Origin of the sequence: Chryseobacterium paridis, from assembly GCF_016595215.1 — a bacterium.
Classification (GTDB): domain Bacteria; phylum Bacteroidota; class Bacteroidia; order Flavobacteriales; family Weeksellaceae; genus Chryseobacterium; species Chryseobacterium paridis.
The window spans coordinates 2433540-2455169 of the sequence record NZ_JAENHK010000010.1 but is presented as its reverse complement, the minus strand read 5'-3'; the positions used below and the strand labels follow the sequence as shown (position 1 = coordinate 2455169).

Annotated in this window: 23 protein-coding genes; 11 read left to right on the top strand and 12 right to left on the bottom strand. The window is 33.0% G+C overall.

Features of this window, described 5'->3' with window-relative positions:
* Positions 1-396 precede the first annotated feature (396 nt).
* Both JHL15_RS20540 and JHL15_RS20535 read right to left on the bottom strand, forming a co-directional pair.
* Entirely contained in the window at positions 397-732 is a 336-nt protein-coding gene (locus JHL15_RS20540; RefSeq protein ID WP_034679055.1) for a DUF3276 family protein, read from the bottom strand.
* Positions 733-831: 99 nt separating this feature from the next.
* Positions 832-2493, bottom strand: a complete 1662-nt coding sequence (locus JHL15_RS20535; RefSeq protein ID WP_200248910.1) for an ABC transporter ATP-binding protein — start codon at positions 2491-2493, stop codon at positions 832-834.
* A 90-nt stretch (positions 2494-2583) separates the two neighbouring features.
* Here JHL15_RS20535 and JHL15_RS20530 point away from each other — a divergent pair, with 90 nt between their 5' ends.
* The 5 genes from JHL15_RS20530 (at position 2584) to JHL15_RS20510 (ending at position 6503) form a co-directional block, all read left to right on the top strand.
* Positions 2584-3489 (top strand): transcription antitermination protein NusB, encoded by a 906-nt coding sequence (locus JHL15_RS20530; protein WP_200248908.1) that lies wholly within the window; start codon positions 2584-2586, stop codon positions 3487-3489.
* Position 3490: 1 nt separating this feature from the next.
* Positions 3491-4000, top strand: coding sequence for a DUF1573 domain-containing protein (locus JHL15_RS20525; RefSeq protein ID WP_200248907.1), 510 nt, complete (start codon positions 3491-3493; stop codon positions 3998-4000).
* Between the two features lie 11 nt (positions 4001-4011).
* Positions 4012-4380, top strand: coding sequence for a preprotein translocase subunit YajC (yajC, locus tag JHL15_RS20520; protein ID WP_200248905.1), 369 nt, complete (start codon positions 4012-4014; stop codon positions 4378-4380).
* 158 nt (positions 4381-4538) lie between these two features.
* Positions 4539-5273 (top strand): SDR family NAD(P)-dependent oxidoreductase, encoded by a 735-nt coding sequence (locus JHL15_RS20515; RefSeq protein WP_200248903.1) that lies wholly within the window; start codon positions 4539-4541, stop codon positions 5271-5273.
* 384 nt (positions 5274-5657) lie between these two features.
* Entirely contained in the window at positions 5658-6503 is an 846-nt protein-coding gene (locus tag JHL15_RS20510) for a mechanosensitive ion channel family protein (RefSeq protein ID WP_200248902.1), read from the top strand.
* An 81-nt stretch (positions 6504-6584) separates the two neighbouring features.
* Here the strand turns inward: JHL15_RS20510 and ligD are convergent, their stop codons facing one another.
* The 3 genes from ligD to ku form a co-directional block, all read right to left on the bottom strand.
* On the bottom strand, positions 6585-8444 hold the full coding sequence (gene ligD, locus JHL15_RS20505) for a DNA ligase D (RefSeq protein ID WP_200248900.1): 1860 nt from the start codon (positions 8442-8444) through the stop codon (positions 6585-6587).
* 71 nt (positions 8445-8515) lie between these two features.
* Positions 8516-9118 carry a DNA polymerase ligase N-terminal domain-containing protein gene (locus JHL15_RS20500; RefSeq protein ID WP_200248899.1) on the bottom strand — a complete coding sequence of 201 codons (603 nt, stop codon included), beginning with the start codon at positions 9116-9118 and terminating at the stop codon, positions 8516-8518.
* Positions 9118-9903: a non-homologous end joining protein Ku gene (gene ku, locus JHL15_RS20495; RefSeq protein WP_200248897.1), complete on the bottom strand. Its 786-nt coding sequence runs from the start codon at positions 9901-9903 to the stop codon at positions 9118-9120. Before ku ends, JHL15_RS20500 begins: the two co-directional genes overlap by 1 nt.
* Before the next feature lie 145 nt (positions 9904-10048).
* On the opposite strand from ku, the gene JHL15_RS20490 reads away from it, so the two are divergent.
* On the top strand, positions 10049-10822 hold the full coding sequence (locus tag JHL15_RS20490) for a hypothetical protein (protein ID WP_200248895.1): 774 nt from the start codon (positions 10049-10051) through the stop codon (positions 10820-10822).
* A gap of 56 nt (positions 10823-10878) precedes the next feature.
* Here JHL15_RS20490 and JHL15_RS20485 read toward each other — a convergent pair whose 3' ends face one another.
* From JHL15_RS20485 to JHL15_RS20465, 5 genes are all read right to left on the bottom strand, one after another.
* Positions 10879-11106, bottom strand: a complete 228-nt coding sequence (locus tag JHL15_RS20485; RefSeq protein ID WP_200248892.1) for a DUF7660 family protein — start codon at positions 11104-11106, stop codon at positions 10879-10881.
* 43 nt (positions 11107-11149) lie between these two features.
* Positions 11150-12904, bottom strand: coding sequence for an aspartate--tRNA ligase (gene aspS, locus JHL15_RS20480; protein ID WP_200248889.1), 1755 nt, complete (start codon positions 12902-12904; stop codon positions 11150-11152).
* A gap of 140 nt (positions 12905-13044) precedes the next feature.
* Entirely contained in the window at positions 13045-13482 is a 438-nt protein-coding gene (locus JHL15_RS20475; protein WP_200248885.1) for an ankyrin repeat domain-containing protein, read from the bottom strand.
* Positions 13483-13614: 132 nt separating this feature from the next.
* On the bottom strand, positions 13615-13821 hold the full coding sequence (locus JHL15_RS20470; RefSeq protein WP_200248883.1) for a helix-turn-helix domain-containing protein: 207 nt from the start codon (positions 13819-13821) through the stop codon (positions 13615-13617).
* 3 nt (positions 13822-13824) lie between these two features.
* Entirely contained in the window at positions 13825-14418 is a 594-nt protein-coding gene (locus JHL15_RS20465; RefSeq protein WP_200248881.1) for a DUF2975 domain-containing protein, read from the bottom strand.
* Positions 14419-14710: 292 nt separating this feature from the next.
* Here JHL15_RS20465 and JHL15_RS20460 point away from each other — a divergent pair, with 292 nt between their 5' ends.
* Positions 14711-14830, top strand: a complete 120-nt coding sequence (locus tag JHL15_RS20460; RefSeq protein WP_200248879.1) for a 30S ribosomal protein THX — start codon at positions 14711-14713, stop codon at positions 14828-14830.
* Positions 14831-14886: 56 nt separating this feature from the next.
* On the opposite strand, the gene JHL15_RS20455 is transcribed toward JHL15_RS20460, so the two are convergent.
* Positions 14887-15537 (bottom strand): DUF937 domain-containing protein, encoded by a 651-nt coding sequence (locus tag JHL15_RS20455; RefSeq protein WP_200248877.1) that lies wholly within the window; start codon positions 15535-15537, stop codon positions 14887-14889.
* A 120-nt stretch (positions 15538-15657) separates the two neighbouring features.
* On the bottom strand, positions 15658-16167 hold the full coding sequence (locus tag JHL15_RS20450) for a DUF2480 family protein (protein WP_200248874.1): 510 nt from the start codon (positions 16165-16167) through the stop codon (positions 15658-15660).
* Between the two features lie 79 nt (positions 16168-16246).
* On the opposite strand from JHL15_RS20450, the gene lpxB reads away from it, so the two are divergent.
* The 4 genes from lpxB (at position 16247) to JHL15_RS20430 (ending at position 21623) form a co-directional block, all read left to right on the top strand.
* Positions 16247-17350 carry a lipid-A-disaccharide synthase gene (lpxB, locus tag JHL15_RS20445; RefSeq protein WP_200248872.1) on the top strand — a complete coding sequence of 368 codons (1104 nt, stop codon included), beginning with the start codon at positions 16247-16249 and terminating at the stop codon, positions 17348-17350.
* Positions 17351-17506: 156 nt separating this feature from the next.
* Positions 17507-18883, top strand: a complete 1377-nt coding sequence (locus tag JHL15_RS20440; RefSeq protein ID WP_200248870.1) for a flavin monoamine oxidase family protein — start codon at positions 17507-17509, stop codon at positions 18881-18883.
* A gap of 111 nt (positions 18884-18994) precedes the next feature.
* Positions 18995-20815: a ComEC/Rec2 family competence protein gene (locus JHL15_RS20435; protein ID WP_394369209.1), complete on the top strand. Its 1821-nt coding sequence runs from the start codon at positions 18995-18997 to the stop codon at positions 20813-20815.
* A gap of 145 nt (positions 20816-20960) precedes the next feature.
* A complete protein-coding gene (locus JHL15_RS20430) occupies positions 20961-21623 on the top strand; it encodes a succinate dehydrogenase cytochrome b subunit (RefSeq protein WP_200248864.1) in 663 nt (220 codons plus the stop codon).
* Positions 21624-21630: the final 7 nt, after the last annotated feature.

The window sequence follows — 21630 nt, the reverse complement described above, 5'->3', positions numbered from 1 at the left end:
TTGACCATTAAGATTCTCATTAAGTTGTTAAGAGTATTAAGAGCTTTCTCCTGCGTCGAAATGATAGCATTTGAAAAAAATCCCTTTGTTATTCAGAGCGAAGCGAAGAATCTCAACATAGTAAGTGCAATAGCTTAAAACCAATACACATAAATAGACATTAAGAGAGAATAAGTTATTAAAAAGATTGAGAGCTTTCTCCTGCGTCGAAATGACAACGTTCAAAAAAAACTACCTCCATTATCATTAACTGCATCGATATAATATTCATCGACTGAAAAGGAGATAATCTGCGATTCCTCAATTCAGCAGTTTTGTTTTTTTTTGCCTTTCAACGTAATTGGGCATAAAAAAAGCACCTTTTTCCAGATGCTTGTGTTTTTAGATATTCTTTTTTTATACTTCGTCGTCAGAATCTATAGTATAAGATTTGCTTTTGAAGTCTTTGTCATGTTTTTCTGAAATTACATCCTCACCCTTCTCATTAATGATGAAATCTGTTGACTCATTGAACATTTCCTGGAAACTTTTAAAATCTTCTTTATAAAGGTAAATTTTGTGTTTCTCAAATGTAGCCTCTCCATTTTCTCCGAAGTTCTTTTTACTTTCGGTGATCGTAAGATAATAATCCCCTGCTTTCGTCTCGCGCACATCAAAGAAATATGTTCTTCTTCCTGCTTTTAACACCTTCGTGAAAATTTCATTTTCATGGCGTTCCTTGTATTCACTCATTGTTAGATATTTTTTAATCTTGTTAAGAACAAATATAAAAGATTTCTTTTAATCACAAAATTTTTTTTATGATTTATTTAACAATTTTGAATGAATCGACTAAGCAGTTACAGAATTGGTAATTTCGGTAAGATTAAGGATTTTATCGGCTTTTTGTGCGCTAGACTCTCTGTGTGTGATGATTATGGATGTCGCATTATTGATTTTTGTGTCAATATTTTCAAGGATATTTTGCTCTGTTTCGGTGTCCAAAGCAGATAGAGAATCATCAAAAATAATGATATTTGGATCCTTAATTAAGGCCCTTGCGATACAAATTCTTTGTTTTTGACCTCCCGAAAGCATCACTCCACGCTCCCCAACGGTGGTTTTATATTGGTCTTTAAATCCGATAATGTTTTTATGGACATCAGCGATTTTAGAATATTCAACTACTTTTTCATGAGATGGATTGTCTATGGCAAACCCAATGTTATTTTCAATAGAATCTGAAAACAGATAGCTTTCCTGCGGAATATAGCCAATAAAATTTCTATATACTTCCAGGTTGTGATCTTTAAGATTTTTTCCATCAATTAAAATCTCTCCCTCCGTCGGATCGATCAATCGGCAAAGAAGTAAAGCAATAGTTGATTTTCCACTACCGGTTTTTCCCATAATTGCTAATGACTGTCCAGCATTAATCGTAAAACTTAAGTTCTCCAAAGCTTTAATTCCTGTATTGGGATATACATAAGAAACTTTTCTGAATTCAATATCTCCTTTGATAGTGTAGTCATCGAAATTTGTATTGATGATTTCAGACTTTTTATCTAAGAATTCATTGATCCTTTGCATAGAAGCTTCGGCTCTCTGGTTAACTGAAGTTACCCAGCCCACCATTGAAAATGGAAATATAAGGGTGTTGATATACATAAAGAAATCTGCAATTTTACCAATACTCAATTGTCCGGCAATATATTTTTGACCACCAATTACGATGATAGCTACATTTAATAATCCAATAACAAATAAGATAATGGTAAAGAAATATGCCTCAGTCTTTGCCAGGTCCAAAGCCTTATCCTGATAGTCCGTGACTTTTACTCCGTAATTTTTCTTAATGTAGTTTTCTCTTGCAAAGAATTTTACCACTCTTATTCCGGAAAAACTGTCCTGTACAAAAGTCGAGATACCAGACTGGCTCTTTTGCATAATTTTCGACTTTTTGTTAATGATAGAACTTACTTTAAAAATCAGATATGATAAAATAGGAAGTGGTAGTAATGTCCATAGGGTCATTGATACATCCGTTTTTATCATATAGATACTCGTGATAAGGAGTAAAATAACGAGATTGACCACATACATTACACCAGGACCCAAATACATCCTTACTGCTACAATATCCTCACTCAATCGATTCATTAAATCTCCGATGGTTGTCTGCTTGTAATCGGTTAAAGACAACTCCTGATAATGTCTGTAAATTTTATTTTTGAGTTCATATTCGATTCTTCTGGATGCTACAATGATGGTTTGTCTCATCATAAATGTGAAAAATCCGGTCAATAATGAACAGCCCACAATAATGGCAACATAAATTAATACTTGCCTGTTAAATCCCATTTGCCCACCTTTAGTAAGCTCATCTACAGATTTTCCTACAAACTGAACCTTGTAAGTATTGAAAAAATTACTGGCAATTATAAATAATAGCCCCCAAAACAGCAGAATCTTGTGTTTCCAGAAGTAGGGGTTCAGGGTTTTTAAAGCTTTCATATAGTTTCACAAAATTACAAAATTACCTTCACACTACGAATTTCATAAATTTTAAATTTTGTATCTTTGCACCCATAAAAAGCTCTTTGAATGTTAGGAAGAAGACAAATCCGTGAAAAAGTGGTGGAAAATGTATATTCATACTACCAAAACCCGATTAAATTTGATGTTTTAGAGAAAAACATGTTTTCAGGTATAGAGAAAATCTATCATCTCTATATTTATCAGCTGAATTTTTTGGTGGGTCTTAAAGACCTTGCTGAAAATCAGATGGAAATTGGGAAGAAAAAATATTTGAAGACTGATTCTGATATTAACCCCAATCAGAAATTTATCAATAATCAGGTGTTGATCAAGTTAGAAGAAAATCCCGAAAGGCTTTTCTTTACTGGCCAGCATAAAGAATTAAAATGGGATTTGCATGATGATCTCTTGGTGAAAACTTTCCAAAGAATTACAGCAGGAAAGCGATATCAAGACTTCATGAAAGTGGAGGAGTATTCTTTCGAAGAAGATCAGAAATTCATTGGTAAATTATTTTTAAGATATATTGCTGAAAATGAAGATTTTCATGACTATCTTGGTGACAAGGAATTAACCTGGTCAGATGATATTCATATTTCCAATTCAATGGTGCAGAAAACGATTGGTTTTCTAAAAGAAGATGAAGAGAGCAGAACATTGATCAAGATGATCAAAGATGAAGATGACAAAGCTTTTGCAGGGAAACTCCTTAGAGATACCCTAAACAATTGGGAGAACAATGAGAAGAAGTTAAGTGAAAGATTAGAAAACTGGGATTTAGAAAGAGTTTCTTTAATGGATAAGGTTATTTTATCTACTGCTATTTCAGAACTTGATAATTTTCCTTTTACTCCTTCAAGAGTAATTATTAATGAGTATATCGAAATCGCAAAAGTATTTGCTACAGATCGATCTAATATCTTCATTAATGGTATTTTAGATAAATATTGTAAAGATCAAAATAGAATTTAACATGAAAAAGACGTTATCAATTATCGCTTTGTCTATTATAGGCTTTGGTTTAGTTTCTTGTAAGAAAGAAAACAAAGAAGTTCAGGGTAGTGATGCTGTAGCTACAGATTCTACTGCAACTGCAACTCCAGCTAATTCTGAAGTAACTCCAGCTCCGGTAGCAGGAGAAACTGCAACTCCGGCTGCGTCTAACCAACCATCAACTACACTTGCTTTGTCAGAAAGTAACTTCGATTTTGGAAAGATCAAAAAAGGAGATAAAGTAGAGCATGTATATGAAGTTACAAATACTGGAAAAAATCCATTAGTAATTTCTGAGGTTAAGCCAGGATGTGGATGTACAGCTCCTGATTTTACTAAAGAGCCAATTTTACCTGGTAAGAAAGGAAAAATTACATTACATTTTGATTCTTCAAGCTTTGATGGAAACGTTCAGAAATATGCTGATGTATATGCGAACGTAGAAAAGTCTCCAATTAAATTAACATTCACTGCGAATATTCAACCATAATTAAAATGAATATGTTAAATATATTTTTACAGGCACAACCTCAAGGTGGAGGATCTTCTATGATGCTAATCATGATGGGTGTGATGTTTGTAGGTTTTTATTTCTTAATGATAAGACCACAAATGAGAAAACAAAAGCAGGAAAAAACTTTTCAGGAAAATTTGAAAGTGGGAAGCAGAGTAGTACTTACTTCTGGACTTCATGGAAGAATTGCTCAGATTCAGGATGATGGTTTTGTTATCGAAACATTATCAGGAAAATTGAAATTTGAAAAAGCTGCAGTATCAAGAGAATTCACTGATAATCGTTTTGGTGAAAAAGCAACAAAAGCAGCTGAAAAAACTGTTGAGAAAAAAGAAATTGAAACTGAGAAAAAATAATTTTCCTGGTTTTATAATATACAATCGGCGCGGTAAACAAAGTTCACCGCGCCGATTCTTTAAGTACTGTTTTCATTTAAATAGAGATGATCACAGTTCTTTACATCTTTGCAAAGTCAATAACCACGCATTTTTATTGTTTAAACTATCTTTGTGCAATGAATCAAAATATCAACAAAATTGTTCTCATTTTAGGGGCTAATTCTGATGTTGCAAAGCAATCTATCAAACAATATGTACAAAAAGGATATGCTGTTATTGCAGCTTCCAGAAATACAAAAGAGCTGGATAATTTTGTCATGGAAAACCACTTAGACCATTCGAAGGTGACGGTTTTATATTTTGATGCAACTGATTTTGATTCCCATCAAAATTTTTATGATAGCCTTTCTGTCAAACCCAATATTGCAATATATGCTGCGGGCTTTCTGGTAGACAACCAAAAAGCTTTATCTGATTTTAATGGGGCAAAGCAAATGATGCAAGTAAATTATATGGGAGGTGTTTCAATCCTCAATATTATTGCAATGGATAAGAGTAATAAGAAGCTTGAAAGAATTATTGGACTCTCTTCATTATCCGGAGTAAGAGGGAGAAAGAGTAATTTTATCTATGGGAGTACAAAATCTGCATTTACTCAATATTTGGCAGGACTAAGACAGGAATTGTCATCGAGAAAGATCATTGTTAATGCACTTGTCATTGGATATATTCGAACCAAAATGAATGAGGGTTTACAATTGAATGAATCTTTAATGATGGAGCCCGATTATGTGGCTAAATTTATTGTTAATGCCGGAAATTCATTTACTATAGTTCCTAATTTCAAATGGAAGATAATTTATTATATTTTGAGAATTTTACCTGAAAACCTGGTGGCGAAATTACCGTAATATTTTTCATTAAATATTTACCTTACTGAATATATTTTCATGAATTTAGATAAATTGATTTATTTTAATTTTTAGCTTGTGTTTGAAAGGGTATGTTTTTGATAAAGTGATCTTTACGAAAGTTGGAGATCCGTGTTTTTTTCATTATTTTTAACCTTTGAATTATTTCTTTTCCAAAGATTCAATTTCAAAAATGATCATTGATTAAGGCTTCAATAAGCCGTTCTGTTGTCCAATCTATTGTTTATGCATAAAATTTACTTTAAGCCAAAAGGTTTAAGGTTTATTTCTTTTTGGGAGAAGAACAGAATTTCATACAACCTCATTTTTTAAATCTATTAGGGAGATTAAATGCAATAAATAAAATTTAAATAAATACAAAAGATGGATGATTTAAAATTAAACAACATTCAACAGCATTGGGATGCTTTTATAACCTCAGCAATTGCATGGGCGCCAAAGATTATTACGGCTGTGATCTCAGCATTATTGATATATGTAATCGGATCATGGTTGATAAGAATGATTAAAAGATTAGTTGAAAAGGGCTTTAAAAAAAGAAATATGGAGCCTTCTTTACAATTGTTCCTTCTAAATATTATTAACTGGGGACTCAATATTCTTCTCTTTATTGTTGTGGTGACACAGTTAGGTGTCCAGACTTCTGCATTTGTAGCTATGATTGGTGCTGCTGGTTTGGCGGTTGGATTAGCTTTACAAGGCTCATTAACAAATTTTGCGGGAGGAATACTTATTTTATTGCTGAAACCATTTAAGATTGGAGATTTTATTTCAGCCAGTTCTGGAGTTTCCGGAACGGTGAATGCAATTGATGTTTTCCACACCAGACTGATTACTCCGCAAAATCAATTGATTGTTATACCGAATGGGGAAATTTCAAATAAGAGTATTACCAATTATACCCAATTGGGAACCCGAAGAACGTGGTTCGATATTGGAGTTTCATATAATGCTGATTTGAAGCAGGCAAAAGAAATTTTGATGGAAGTAATAACAAAGAATCAATATGCGCTTAAAGACCCTGCACCACAAGTTGTAGTGACTGAACTAGGGGATAGTGCTGTTAATTTATCAATTAGAGTTACGACTTCCAATGAAAATTATTGGGCCATGAATGAAGAATTGATTATAACTTGTAAAGCTGCTCTCGATAATGCAGGAATTGAAATTCCTTTTCCTCAGCGAGATGTACACATTTATAATAAATAATTATACCTTATTATTAAAAATATTGATTCCTGCATTCATTACAATGCAGGAATTTTTTAATTATATCTGTAGTTAAAATGCCTAAAGATTCTGCAATAATTCTAAAGCCTTCATCATATCAATACCTTTTCCTAAAACAGGTTTAAACAGATCTCCTTTTTCTTTAATTCTGTCCAAGGAGTTATGAATATTAAAATCAGTAGGTTTTAATCCAGGTTTTACTTCTTCCCAATCTAAAGGCATAGAAACAGAAGCTCCTTCCTTGGGTCTTAGACTGTATGCACTTGCTAAAGTCTGCCCTGTTCTGTTTTGAAGATAATCCAGATAAATTTTCTTGTCATCTCTTTTCTGTAAGCTTCTTTCTAAGGTTGTTAATTTTGGAAGTTTTTCATTCACCTGCTTCATAATAATATGAGCGAAATCTTTTACCTGGTCGAAGTCGTATTTACCACCTGTAGGAATGTAAATATGAATTCCCGTACTTCCGGAAGTTTTACAATATCCTTTAATTTTAATTAAACTTAAAACTTCGTTCACTTGTAACGCTGCTTCTATTACATCATCAAAACTGTTTTTTTTGGATGGGTCCAGATCTAAAACAAGATAATCCGGATGCTCTAAATCAGGAAGGGAGCTGTTCCAGGGATTAAGATCAATGCAGCCAAGATTATTGAGGTAAGCTAAAGTCGCTTTATCATTACAGTAGATATAGTCAATGTACTTATCGTTGGATTCTGAATAGACCTGTGTTGTTTTTATCCATTCCGGAATATGGTCATTTGCATCTTTTTGATAAAAACCCTGCTCATCGATTCCGTTGGGAAAACGATTTAGAGATAATGGACGATTTTTCAAATGAGGTAAAATATATGTAGCTACTGATTGATAATATTCAATGACGTCACCTTTTGTGATGCCGTCTTTAGGAAAGTATATTTTATCCTGATTGGTTAATTTTACCTTATGTTTATCTAACGTAATTTCTTTTTCTGAATTTTCAGCCTTCTTTGATGGTATTTTAGCTTTCATTTCTCTAGATTTTATAATAGTTGAATCATTGATTTCTTCAGGTTCTTTATCTTCACGGATAGCAACAAAAACAGGATGCCGGAAAATCCCATCTTTTGTGATTTCAGAATATTTAATTTCACAAACCAGCTCTGGTTTAACCCATGTTACTGGCATATTTGTTTTAGGGATGGTTTCAAATGGTGAATCCTTTATAATTAATTTTTTCAACCGTTGATGAAGTTGGTTGAGTGATTCCTTATTAAATCCTGTCCCCGTATGCCCGGAATAAATTAATTTTCCATCTATATATTTCCCTAATATTAAAGCTCCAAAGGCCTCTCTCGAGCCTCTAGGTTCTGTGAATCCACATATAATAACTTCTTCAGTATTGGTGAATTTTATTTTAAGCCAATCAGCAGTTCGGTGATTTTCAATATAAAGGCTGTCAGCTTTTTTTGCGATCATTCCTTCAAGTTTCATTTTTTTCATCTGTTTGAAAAAATCGACTCCTTTTTCGAGGACGTGATCACTATATTTAATGACATCTGTTTCGATTAAGGCTTCTTTTAAAAGTTCTTTTCTTTGTAATAAAGGCAGTTCTTCAGTAGAATGTCCATTTAGCCAAAGCAAATCAAAAACCTGATATACCAGCGTGAGATTGGGGTTGTCTCCGATCTGTTGTAACAGCTGAAAATTAGGTTTTCCATTTTCATCATAGGCGACAATTTCACCGTCCAGAATCATTTTATGATTTTGTCGATCAAATTCCGCTGAAACTTTTTTAAATTTTGACAGGAAAGAAATTCCGTTTCTCGAATAAAATAAAGGCTCTTTTTTGCTTAAATCTGCAACAGCTCTATAGCCGTCCCATTTAATTTCAAAAGCCCAATCTGCATCATTGAAAGCCTTTTCAGAGGATTTTGCAAGCATAGGTTTTATGAAAGATGCAAGTTTCTTTTCATTAGTTAAGGCATTGAAGTTTTGAAACCTGGTTTCTGTAGTTATGACTTCTTTTTGCTGCTTTTTAGGCTTTTTTTTTCCTCTAAAAATTTTGTTACCAAGGATTTTGCTGACGTGTTTTCTTCAGCATCATAATTTGTTTTTGCAAAATCATCATTATGTTTTATTAATAACCAGGAGTTATCTTCAGTATTTTTCATTTTAACCAAAGCAAATTCACCTTTCAGCTTTTTACCATGGAGAATAAATTTCAATGATCCTGCATGCAATTCTTTTAACAGCTCTTTTTCATCGGACAGTTTGCTGTTTTCTTCTAATGGTTCATAGGTACCGCTATCCCAGATTTCTACCTGACCGGCACCATAATTTCCCTCGGGAATATTCCCTTCGAAATCTTTGTAATCATAGGGGTGATCTTCGACCATCATAGCGAGCCGTTTATCCTTTGGATCCAGTGAAGGACCTTTAGGAACAGCCCAGCTTTTCAGGACTCCTTCCATTTCTAAACGAAAGTCATAGTGGAGACGTGATGCGGCATGCCTTTGAATAACAAAAATAAGTTTGTCCTTACTTTTTTTTGTTTTCCCTTTAGGCTCGCTGGTCTCGTCAAATTTTCGTTTTTCGTTATAATCTTTTAAAGCCATTATGATGCATTTTTAGATTTTGAATTTTGTAAACTGGCTTTTAATTGTGCCATGAGATCTATAACCTTGCCTTCTTTTGCAGGTTCAGCTTTTTGATGCTTTATATTCTTACCCTTTGCTTTTTGTTTGATTCTTTTCATTAAAGCTTCAGAGTAAGTATCCTTGTAAACGCTTGGGTCAAATGTTTCAGAAAGTTGTTCAATAAGGCTTTTTGCCATTTTCAATTCTGCTGGCTTCGGAGCCTTTTTAGCTGGGATTTTTAGATCTTTATAATCTCTGATCTCCTGATCGAACCTTAAGCGGTTTAATACTAATATTTCATCACTGTAAGGGCGAACCATTCCAATTGCTTCACTTTCACGGAGAACAAAGGTCCCAATTCCAACCATTTTGGTTTCCTGCAAGGCTTTTAGTAAAAGTCTGTATGCATTTTCACCATTTTTTTGTGGTTCCAGAAAATAGGGAGTTTCAAAATAAACACTGTCAACCTCAACTTCTTTTACAAAATGTTCAATAGAAAGGATTTTGCTTTTTTCAGGACTTGCTGCTTCATAATCTTCATCTTCAAGTACGACATATTTGTCATCCATTAAATAGGCTTTTACAATATTCTCCCATTTTACTTCTTTTCCCGTTTTTTCGTTGACCCTTTTGAATTTAATGTTTGAAAAATCTGATTTATCAAGCATATCTAAATCCAATTTGCTGGTTTCTGTGGCGGAATAAATTTTAATAGGGATATTGACTAGTCCAAAGCCAATGGCACCATTCCAAATTGCTTTCATTGTACTATGTTTGTTTAATAACGTACAATGATTGTGCCGGGTGAAAAATATTAATAAAATATAGGTATTTAATTGATTAAATGAGATGGTAATGATCGATAGATAATTTATAATTTGTATTTTGGGCCGAAATAAATAACCAATAATGAAGACTATATTTACTTTTATATGTTTACTGGGGGTAAACATCTTTTTATCTGCACAGAAAATTGAATACAAGAATAATATTATTGCTGTAGATGGCGATAAGATTGGTAAAGTTCAAGTGCAGAAACAAAATTTTGGGCTTACTAAAAATTTTGATCTTTATTCGATGGATGGCCAAAAATTAGTGATTGCAGTATTAAGTACAGAATTTGAAGGTGATAAAAATGACAATGCAAGCATGTACTATCGTTTTACATTTTTGCCAACTAATCAGGTTGGAATTTTTAAACTATCGACATTAGGTATGGAGAAGGGATTCGTAAACTTAATCGGTAAAGGAGGAATCATTGATGGGAACAATCTTAACGCAGATAAAGTGACAGAATTAATAGCTTCAAAAGGTGTGTCACCACGAACGACCGTAAATTATACTTTAGTGTCAAGGAATAAAAATTGGCCAATCGAATTGAAGGAAACAAAATCCATTGAACAGGGAGGAGAAATGATAGGCTTTTTTACTTCTACTGGAAATATGGGCGGGCAGGATTCTTATGAGTTTTTTGTTCCTGATGGTGTTATGGTAGCTAAAGTAAGTTTTGCCGGAGGAAACAATGCTCAAAACTTTGAACTATTTACTGCTCGTGATAAGGTACGAAAAGTAGTTTCTATCCCACAGAAGGATAAAGTAAGTTCTCTGTCATCTGTTATAGATCCTAATTTACTTACGCTTAAAAGAATTACTGCGTGGTTGGTGCAGAATAATTACTTATAGAATGAATAAGAATCTTGTAGTGGTTTTTAGATTTATATGAGATTAAATAGCTGTATTTATTCATAGATACTACTACCTTTCAAAATATCTGAGAAGACCTTCCAATTTACTTTCTCTAAATTTATATTCTGATTTGTATTTTTGTAGTATCCATCAATATCTTCAATATAGCGGGACATTGCTTCCAAATAATCTTCAATAGTTTTATTTTCCCATTGTTCTCTATTTTCAATGAAATCTTTTCTGAGATTATCTATAAAATTGACAAGTTCTTCTTTTCTCATATTTAGAAATAAAAAAAGCGAGGTGAAAAACCTCGCTTTAAATTTATGCTTTTAAATTCAATTGTAATTCCAACTCGTCAAGCTGTGCATCTGCGATGGACGCTGGAGCATCAATCATCACGTCACGTCCTGAATTATTTTTAGGGAATGCGATATAATCTCTGATCACTTCATTTCCATCAAGGATTGCAACCAAACGGTCAAATCCGAAAGCTAAACCACCATGAGGAGGTGCACCATATTTGAATGCATTCATCAGGAACCCGAATTGAGCTTCTGCTTCTTCTTTTGAAAATCCTAATAAGTCAAACATTTTAGATTGAAGATCTTTGTCAAAAATTCTGATAGATCCTCCACCGATTTCGTTTCCGTTAAGAACCATATCGTAGGCATTGGCTCTTGCTTTACCTGGATCGGTTTCTAACAAATGAATATCTTCCGGTTTAGGAGATGTGAAAGGATGGTGCATCGCATGATATCTCTGAGTTTCTTCGTCAAATTCCAATAGTGGGAAGTCAACCACCCAAAGAGGAGCAAATACATTTCCTTTTCTTAATCCTAAACGATTTCCAAGCTCCATTCTTAATGCCGAAAGCTGAGCTCTCACTTTGTTCTCATTTCCTGAAAGGATAAGCATTAAATCTCCTTCTTTTGCTCCAAATTTCTCGATGATTTTAGATAAATCTTCTTCATTGTAGAATTTGTTAACAGAAGATGTTTTTACTCCATCATTCTGGAATTTAGCCCAAACCATTCCTGAAGCTCCAATTTGTGGACGCTTTACCCAATCTACCAATTCGTCGATTTGCTTTCTTGTGTAGTCTGCACAACCTTCAACATTGATTCCAACTACTAATTCTGCATCATCAAATATTTTGAAATCCTTTCCTTTTACAAGCTCGTTTAATTCCACGAACTCCATTCCGAAACGGATATCTGGTTTGTCATTTCCGTATTTTTGCATTGCTTCTGCAAAAGTCATTCTTGGGAAAGCTCCAAACTCCTGACCTGTAATATCTTTGATCAGGGTTTTAGTCATTCCTTCGAATACATTCATTACATCTTCCTGTTCTACAAAAGCCATCTCACAGTCAATTTGTGTGAATTCCGGTTGTCTGTCTGCTCTTAAATCCTCATCACGGAAACATTTCACAATTTGGAAATACTTGTCCATTCCACCTACCATCAATAGTTGTTTGAAAGTTTGTGGAGATTGAGGTAATGCATAAAACTGCCCAGGATTCATTCTGCTTGGAACCACAAAGTCTCTTGCTCCTTCAGGAGTAGATTTAATCAAGACAGGTGTTTCTACCTCAATAAATCCTTCTTCTGAAAGATAATTTCTTACTTTCTGCGCCATTTTATGACGGAAGATCAATTTATCCTTTACCGGATTTCTTCTGATATCCAGGTAACGGTATTTCATTCTTAATTCCTCACCACCATCTGTTTCATCTTCAATCGTAAAAGGGGGAAGTTGAGAATCATTAAGAACTGTCAAGGTTTCAACTAAAATTTCAATTTCTCCAGTTGGAATATTGGGATTTTTACTTACTCTCTCAATTACTTTTCCTTTAACCTGAATCACAAATTCACGGCCCAGCTTCTTGGCTTCTTCCATCAATTGAGCAGAAGAACGATCCTGATCAAAAACAAGCTGAGTAATTCCGTAACGATCTCGAAGATCTATCCAAATCATAAATCCTTTATCACGGATAGTTTGTACCCATCCGGAAAGTGTAACTTCTTCATTAAGATTTTTTAGAGATAATTCTCCGTTTGTGTGCGATCGAAACATTTGTTTTAGATGTTAGATATTATACTTTTGATATCAGCCTTATTATGGTCTGAATTTTAAAGTGCAAAGATAAGTTTTTTGAAGGTCTTATAAATAAAAAAAACTTCCGAAAGGAAGTTTTTGATTTTATTTAGAATATTTTATTTTAAAATTTCCGTAAGAGCAGTCTGCTTGTATTTAATGGAAAAATCTTTTGCAGTTTCTCCTTTTTTATTTTTTGTGTCTTTGTTAGCCCCTAGAGTCAGTAAGGATCTGGCAGGATCTGCCTTTCCATATCTTGCGGCAACCATTAATGGAGTCTGATTATCACATTCTTTATTTACATCTGCGCTATTGGAAAGTAAATAATTAAAAATATTTTTATTGTCATATTTTATACTCAATGAGAGGGGAGAGTAAGAATTTTCTTTTGTGGCAAAACACTTGTTATAATCTGTTTTTGCAAAAACAGTTTTGAAAGCAGCAATATTGTCTGATTGGAATGCTTTCATTTGCTCACTTGTAATTTGCTGTGCGAATAATGAATTAGCAAAAATAGAAATTGAGAAAATTAATGCAGTAGAGATTATTTTTTTCATGAAAATTTTATTTTAAGAATACACAAAGTTAATTTATTTTTTTGATACAATTTACTAAGATTTGAATTTCAGTTTTAGAAATTGTGTAAAATATTTACTATTTGTTATAAATGACGAAATGTATTTAATGAATTATTCTTTTACAAACTCTAGAATGTCTCCCGGCTGGCAATCCAATGCATTGCAGATTGCTTCCAGAGTGGTAATTTTTAAAGCTTTTGCCTTTCCCGTCTTAAGAATAGAAAGATTAGCTTGTGTAATGCCGATTTTTTCAGCAAGTTCTTGTGACTGCATTTTGCGTTTTGCAAGCATGACGTCAACGTTAATGATAATTGGCATATTTTAAATGGTTAAATCGGCTTGTTGTTGAAGTTCCAGTCCTTTTTTGAAAAATTCAACGATAAAATATACCATCGTTCCAAGGAATAAGAAAGTAAATGATGTTAAGAGAATACTGAGGTTAAGCTGTGGGGTAAAATTATAAACCCAATTCAAAATTAATAAAGGAACGTAAATGATGTTCAGTAAGGAAAACCTTTTTAGCCATTTAATGACCTCGGGATTAAAAAGTACGTTCTTACTCATACCATTGAAAATTTTATAAGTTGAAAAGAAGAATAGAGTAACAAAGGTAATTTGGAGTAAATTATTCAGGAACATTTTAAAATTAAATAGTCCTGTTAGCATCTGGGTATCAGTAAAAGGATATTTAAACCTGAAAAATAGATGATCTTTACCAGGAATACTTTCTCCCCAGCTGATTGTGTCCCCAGCATAAAAAGTTTCCGAAAAAATATGACTTCCTGTTTTTAAATTGTAGTAAGAAATTCCATATCCAAATAGTTCATATATAAAATGAAATGCAAAGAAAATAAACAAGAAGAAAAGGACATAGCTTATTGCTGTCGAAATAGATTTTTTACCTAATAATTTCATGATGTAATATTTTGTTGTAAATATATAAATAATTATCGTAATACAATAAATAATTGTTGTGTTTTTTTTTGAATCATGAAAAATTATTCATTCTGTAAGAGCCTGTTTTTCTTTTAGCTATTTGTATTTCAATTCGTGTAGAGAAATCCTAATACAATTGCAACTTTTATTTTATTTAAAATGGAAAATGGAGATGGCTAAAGTTTAGATTTATAAAAATTTTAACATCTGAAGTTCCTCTGTTTTTGTTAAGATTTCTTACTTTAGTACATATCAACAAATAATTATTACTATGGGAAAAGGAGACAAAAAATCGAGAAGAGGTAAAATTAATAATGGGAGCTATGGAAAAAGAAGACCTAGGAAAGCCTCTAAACTAATTGCAGCTTCAGAAGAGAAATCGAAGAAGTAAGAAAATAAAAAAGACCAAAGATTAATCTTTGGTCTTTTTCTGTATTTCAAATTAAATTATTTTCCAAAAATACTTCCCAGAATTCCTCCTAGTCCTCCTTGTTGTTGATTTTGCTGTCCCCCTCCAAGAACACTTCCTAAAATATCATTTAAAGGATTTCCCGAAGATTGAGATTGTCCACCACCAAGTACACTTCCTAAGATGTCATTGAGTGGGCTTGATTGTTGAGCCTGAGCTTGGTTGGATGCATTTCCAAGAATTCCACCTAGTAAATCTCCTAAACCTCCAGCGCTCACATTGTTCTGTTGTTTTTCTTTTCCGATATAACCCATAATAACAGGTGCTAGCATGGCTAGAATCGGACCGATTTTATCGATTGAAATTCCGGTATTTTGAGACAGCTGATTTTCCACATTTTGTTTGTCATTACCAAAAACATGGTTCAGGATTGACCCGCCTTCTGCTTGTCTTGCTTCAACTTGTGAAGAATCATCTAAAATACTTCCATTATGATCTTTATCCAAAGCATTATTTAAAGCTTCAGCTTCTTTTGAATCTTGAGACTTATTTCTCAGATAAGAAATAATTAGAGGTGCTGCTACAGCTAATAGAGCAATAATTTGATTTTTACTGATTCCAAATTTGTTCTCAGCCTGCTCTGCAACCTGGTTACTTGTACTTCCCGTAAGCAAATCGATTAGATTCATGTTTGTGTTTATTTAAATTGTTAAGTAAACCAAAGTTATCAAAAAATATTCCCTATCAATTTTTTTAATCTAAAATAACTGTTAAAGTTTGTTATTTTATATAAGTGATTGACAATGAGTTTAGTTTTTTAAGATAGGAACATTAGAACATGCCTCGCCAAACATCAATGATTTTACAATAGGTTTCAATTGTTCCACGAGTTCCACGTAAGCGTTTTCAGGAATTTCTTTATCTGAGCATCCTTTAACCAAAACTCTTTTTCCCCTCATTTCATCAAAATCATAAGTTTGGATCGCATTGTGCATCAGTATTACTTCCAGATCTTCGCGATTACCAAAAACTATTTTTTTTGCAACATCAGTAAGCTTAGCAGTAATGACAAAGTAAGCCCATAAAGGAACTATTGCATCTGCAGAGTTATAAATATAAATATAGGTATCAGTATATTCTTCAGTATTAATTGCAGCCACTTGTTCACGGAAGTCTTTTTCTTTTAAAATCATTTCCTGAAAAAGGAAATCTTTCAGATCAATACCCTTTCTTATTCCTTTTGGAACAAGCGCAGCAAGATCAAAATTTACGAGGCCGCTTTCGTTTACTTTATTTCTGATTTCAAATTCTTCTGACATTTTTTATCATTATCTTTGAGCAAATTTACAAATTAAGATTCAACAACTTCTTAATTTGTTCTCTATCCTTATTATAGAAATGAAATATTATATCATAGCTGGAGAAGCATCAGGGGATCTACACGGAAGCAATTTAATGAAGTCTTTGAAACAAAAAGATCCAAACGCAGAATTCAGATTCTGGGGGGGAGATTTGATGACTCAGCAAGGAGGTACTATAGTAAAGCATTACCGTGATTTAGCCTTCATGGGTTTTCTGGAAGTTGCAATGAATCTTCGGACCATTTTGAATAATATCAAATTCTGTAAGGAGGATATTAAGAATAATCTTCCGGATGTTTTAATTTTGATTGATTATCCGGGGTTCAACCTGAGAATAGCAAAATTTGCTAAAGAACTGGGAATTAAAGTTGTGTATTATATTTCTCCTCAACTGTGGGCCTGGAAGGAGGGAAGGGTAGAGATTATAAAAAAGTATGTAGATGAAATGATGGTAATTTTGCCATTTGAGGAAGATTTTTATAAAAAACACGGTGTTCATTCTCATTTTGTAGGTCATCCTTTATTAGATGCTATATCCAGTTTACAAGATATTGATAGTAATGCTTTCAAAAAGGAAAATGGATTAAATGACAAAGAAATCATTGCTTTGCTGCCTGGATCCCGAAAGCAGGAGGTTGAAAAAATGCTTGAAATGATGCTTTCCGTAAGACCTTATTTTAAAGAATATCAGTTTGTAATAGCTGGAGCTCCGAGTCTTCCGAAGGATTTTTACGAAATTTATGTAGATGATAATGTGCATTTTGTTTCTAATAAGACCTACGACTTATTAAGGTGCTCGAAAGCAGCTCTTGTAACGTCTGGAACAGCTACACTTGAAACTGCTTTGCTCAATATTCCTGAAGTGGTTTGCTACCGGGGGAGTAAGATTTCTTACGCTATTGCTAAAAGATTGGTTAAAAATATCAAGTATATTTCTTTGGTCAATTTAATCATGGATAGGGAAGTGGTAAAAGAGCTTATTCAAAATGACCTGAATACAGGGAATCTGGTTGAGGAATTAAAAAAGATTCTGGAAGGCGAAAAAAGATCAAAGGTTTTAAATGACTATAAACTTTTGAGGGAAAAGCTTGGTGGAAGCGGAGCAAGTGATCATGCTGCAGAAGTAATTCTAACAGTTTAAAATATTTTAATAATAACATCAATCGCGGAAAGAAATTTCTGCGATTTTTTTATATATGTGATTTTTTATTAATTTTATTCGTGCGTATTCATGGTGAGGTAATTGCTTTTTGAATGCGTCTTTTTTTTGAATAAAAACTAATAACCTAAATGTACTATGACAACAAGAAGGTCTTTTCTGAGGCAAGGTCTACTTGCAGCTGGGGGTGTACTGATTCCCAGTTCATCTTTTGCTAATTTTATTTTATCAGGTAATAAAAAAGTTATTGTAATTGGTGCAGGATTTTCTGGATTGGCGGCAGCCTGTAAATTTGATCCAAGAAAGTTTGATGTTACCGTTTTAGAAAGGCAAAACTCCATTGGAGGAAGGGTCTTTTCTCATACAATGAAAAATGATCTTATCATAGAGCTTGGTGCAGAATGGGTTGGGAATTCACATCAACGTATCCTTACACTTTGCGATGAAATGAAACTGAAATTAGATACCAATCAGATGGATACACATATTCTATACAATGGTATTTACAGCCCTCCTAAAAAGTCACATTTTAGTAAAGAATGGGATGCTAAATTTGACCAGTTACTGGAAGATTATAGAAATTTTAGTGATGAGGATAAAGAGCTACTGGATAAAATGGATTGGTGGCGATATTTAGTTAACAACGGCTGTAAAGGGCGTGATTTAGATCTCCGGGAATTGTTTGATAGTACAGACTTCGGAGAGAGCATAAGACAGGTTTCTGCAAATTCAGCTCTTTCTGAATATTTTGAAAATATTACAGAAGAAGGCCGAAAAAACCATACGAACAACCAAATGGATCAAAAGATTGTTGGTGGTAACAGGAGATTAGCAGATAAGCTTTCAGAAAGATTAGGAGGGAAGAGGATTTTATTAAATCATACTGTAACCCGGATTGAGCAAGGAGATAAGGTAAAGGTATTCTGTGCTAATGGAAAAGTTTTTGAAGCGGATAAAGTGATCTGTACTTTGCCCACCTTTGCCTTAAAAAAAATCGACTGGAAACCTGGTTTGCCAGAAAATAAAATAGAAGCACTTAACGAGCTTCAATATTGCCGGATCAATAAACATGCTATGTTGTTTGATAAACGATTCTGGAAAGCTGAAAATTTTGATATGGTTACAGATCAATTACCTCATTATTTTTATCATGCTACCCAAAAGCAACCAGGAACATCCGGAGTTTTGATTTCTTACAGTATTGGAGACAAAGCTGCGGTAATTGCCAACCAAAGTCATGAGGTGAATTTTAAAAGTATACAAGAGACATTACGTCCGGTTTTTGGAGATGTAAAACCTAATCTTTTGCAACAGGAAAACTATTATTGGGGCAATGATGACCGTTCAAAAGGAGCCTATGCACTTTATGGACCTGGGCAATGGTTCAGAATCAAACCGATTTTGAAAGAACCTTTTTTGCATACGCATTTTGCAGGAGAGCACCTTGCCGATTGGCAGGGCTTTATGGAAGGCGCTATTATGTCTGGCGAAGAAGCCGCAGGAGAGATCATTTGATTCCACAGTTTAAAATATTTAAATGCTTTATAATGAATCGCAGGAATTTTTTTCTGCGATTTTTCTTTTATAAAACGAATTCATTGTTGTTTTAAAAATTCTAAAGTTTTGATGTGCAAGTTTTTATCTCAATACATATTTTTGATTAACACAAATTTTGAATTGAATAAACAACCACTTCTTATTCTCGCTATATGTTTTATTCTTGGAATCTTTTTCCAGGACCAGATATTACTTGGCAAAACCTCAATTGTTATTGTAGTATTTATATGTTTTGGAATAATGACATCCTTATTTTTTCAATCCTGGTCTTTACATAAGCTAAGAGCGATTCTTTTAGCTTTAATGTTTTTTCTTTTAGGGATTACCTTACATTCATTACATACTTTTTCTTTCAGACCTGATGTAAAATCATCCAAAGAACGTATAACTTTTAAGATGTCAAGAAAACTCAATTCAACGGAGAAGTATAAAAAATATGAAATAATTGCAAAAATTGGTAATGATGAGGTTAATTCAATTTTATACATTTCTAAAAGTGAAGAGCAGCTGGATTTTAATCACTATTACAAAGCATTGGTTTTTATTAATAAATTAAAACCTCCTTTGTATGATTTTCAATTTGATTATTCTAATTATCTCAAAAGGAAAAATATTTGGTATCAGATGTATTTGTCAGGAGATGTCTTATCTGTGGCAAGAACTGACCTGGGTTTTAAAGAATTGATTCAACAGCAAAGGCTGGAGGTTTTACAAAACATTGACAGTGTCAATATCTCAGCAGAGACGAGGGAGTTCTTGAAAGGGATTATCCTTGCAGACAGAACGGAAATTGATCCATCAGTTATACAGGATTTTAGCAGATCCGGGTTAGTGCATTTTCTTGCTATTTCCGGTACGCATATTATGGTGATTTTTGGATTGTTTTACTTTCTTCTTAAACTTCTTCTTCCACTGAAATTGAGGAAGTATACAGTTATTGTAAGCTTAGTGTTTATCTGGTTGTTTGCGACATTTATTGGGTTTGGAAATTCTGTAGTCCGCTCATGTACAATGCTGACTGTTTATTTTATTTATGTTTTGCTTCAAAGAAAACCTGATGTATTGCATTCAATGGCATTGTCTGCATTTGTAATTTTATGTATAGACAGTCAACAACTCTTTAATATAGGGTTTCAATTAAGTTTTACTGCTGTTTTAGGGATTTTCTGGTTAAATCAACCCTTGCTAAAGTGTTTCCCAAAGCAGGATAACTATATGAAAAAATTAATTTTCAACACAATATCTATTTCAGTTGCTGCTCAGCTTGCTACTATTCCTTTAGTTTTATATTATTTCCATCAGTTTTCATTGAGCTCAATCTTTGCCAATTTTATCATTGTTCCCTTTTCTGAGCTCATCATCATGTCTTCTTTTTGTATGACTTCATTGTTTGCTTTTACGATAAGTTTTGATTGTGTCAACACAGGATATGATATGATGGTGAAAGGGTTACTGAAATGTGTTCATTGGTTTGCCAGCTTTGATATCTTTTTTATTGAAAATATTTCTATGAGTTTAATTGAAGTTTTTATATTATTCTTATTAGTATACTTGTTAAGGTTTGCAATTCTCAAATTTAATTTTGAAAATAGGATGAAACTGATCATTTTAGTTTTAGTATTTTTTATTACAAGATATTCATTTGATATTATAGAAAACCAAAGACAGGAAGTGCTTGTCCATCATATAGGAAAAGATAAGGTGCTTTCAGTAAAAAATGGAAGTACCGCATTTTTTTGGATAACAGATAATTCAAACAGAGAAAAGATTATCAGATATATTGTTAATCCCTACAGTTCCTCAAGGAGATTAAAAAGAATTGAATTGAAAAATTTAGACAAGTTGACGAAAAAGATTATCTATAATGGCAAAATTTATGATATAAATTAATTGTTACATTTTTATTTTTTTCTTTTATTTATTATACTTTACGCTCTTATTTAGAAAGATTACAAACTGGCTAATAGTGAGATTTCTCACTTTTCAATATTGTTAACATTTCCTAATTTTGTAGAAATTCAAATTTAAACTTAATATGGCAGGTTTAACGAGTTCTACAATAGGTAGAAAATATGCTATGGCATTATCAGCTATGTTTTTGCTGATTTTTCTTATACTGCATTTAACAACAAATTTATTATCTGTTATAAATCGTGATGCATTCAACACGGCATCTGATTTTATGGGGTATAATCCTTTTGTTCAATTCTTAATGCAACCTATTCTTGGTTTCGCAGTACTTTTCCATTTTATTATGGGATTTGTATTGGAAATAAAGAATAATAAAGCGCGTCCGATTAAATATGACTCTAACAACGCTTCTGTGAATTCATCATGGATGTCTAGAAATATGATTATTTCCGGAGCTGTTATATTAGCTTTTTTAGCGCTTCACTTTTATGATTTCTGGATTCATGAAATCAATTATAAGTATGTAGAAGGACTTGCTCCTGATACAGAACGTTTCTGGCCGGAACTGCATGAGAAATTTGCTGATATCTGGAGAGTGGCTTTATATGTAATCTCATTTGTGTTATTGGGATTGCACTTAGCACACGGATTCCAGTCTTCTTTCCAGTCAATTGGTGCAAGACATCCGAAATATACTCCGGTAATTAAAGCAATAGGAACTTGGTATTCAATCCTTATCCCTTTTGGATTTATTTTTATCGCAGTTTATCATTTTATAACTCAATAATATCAAT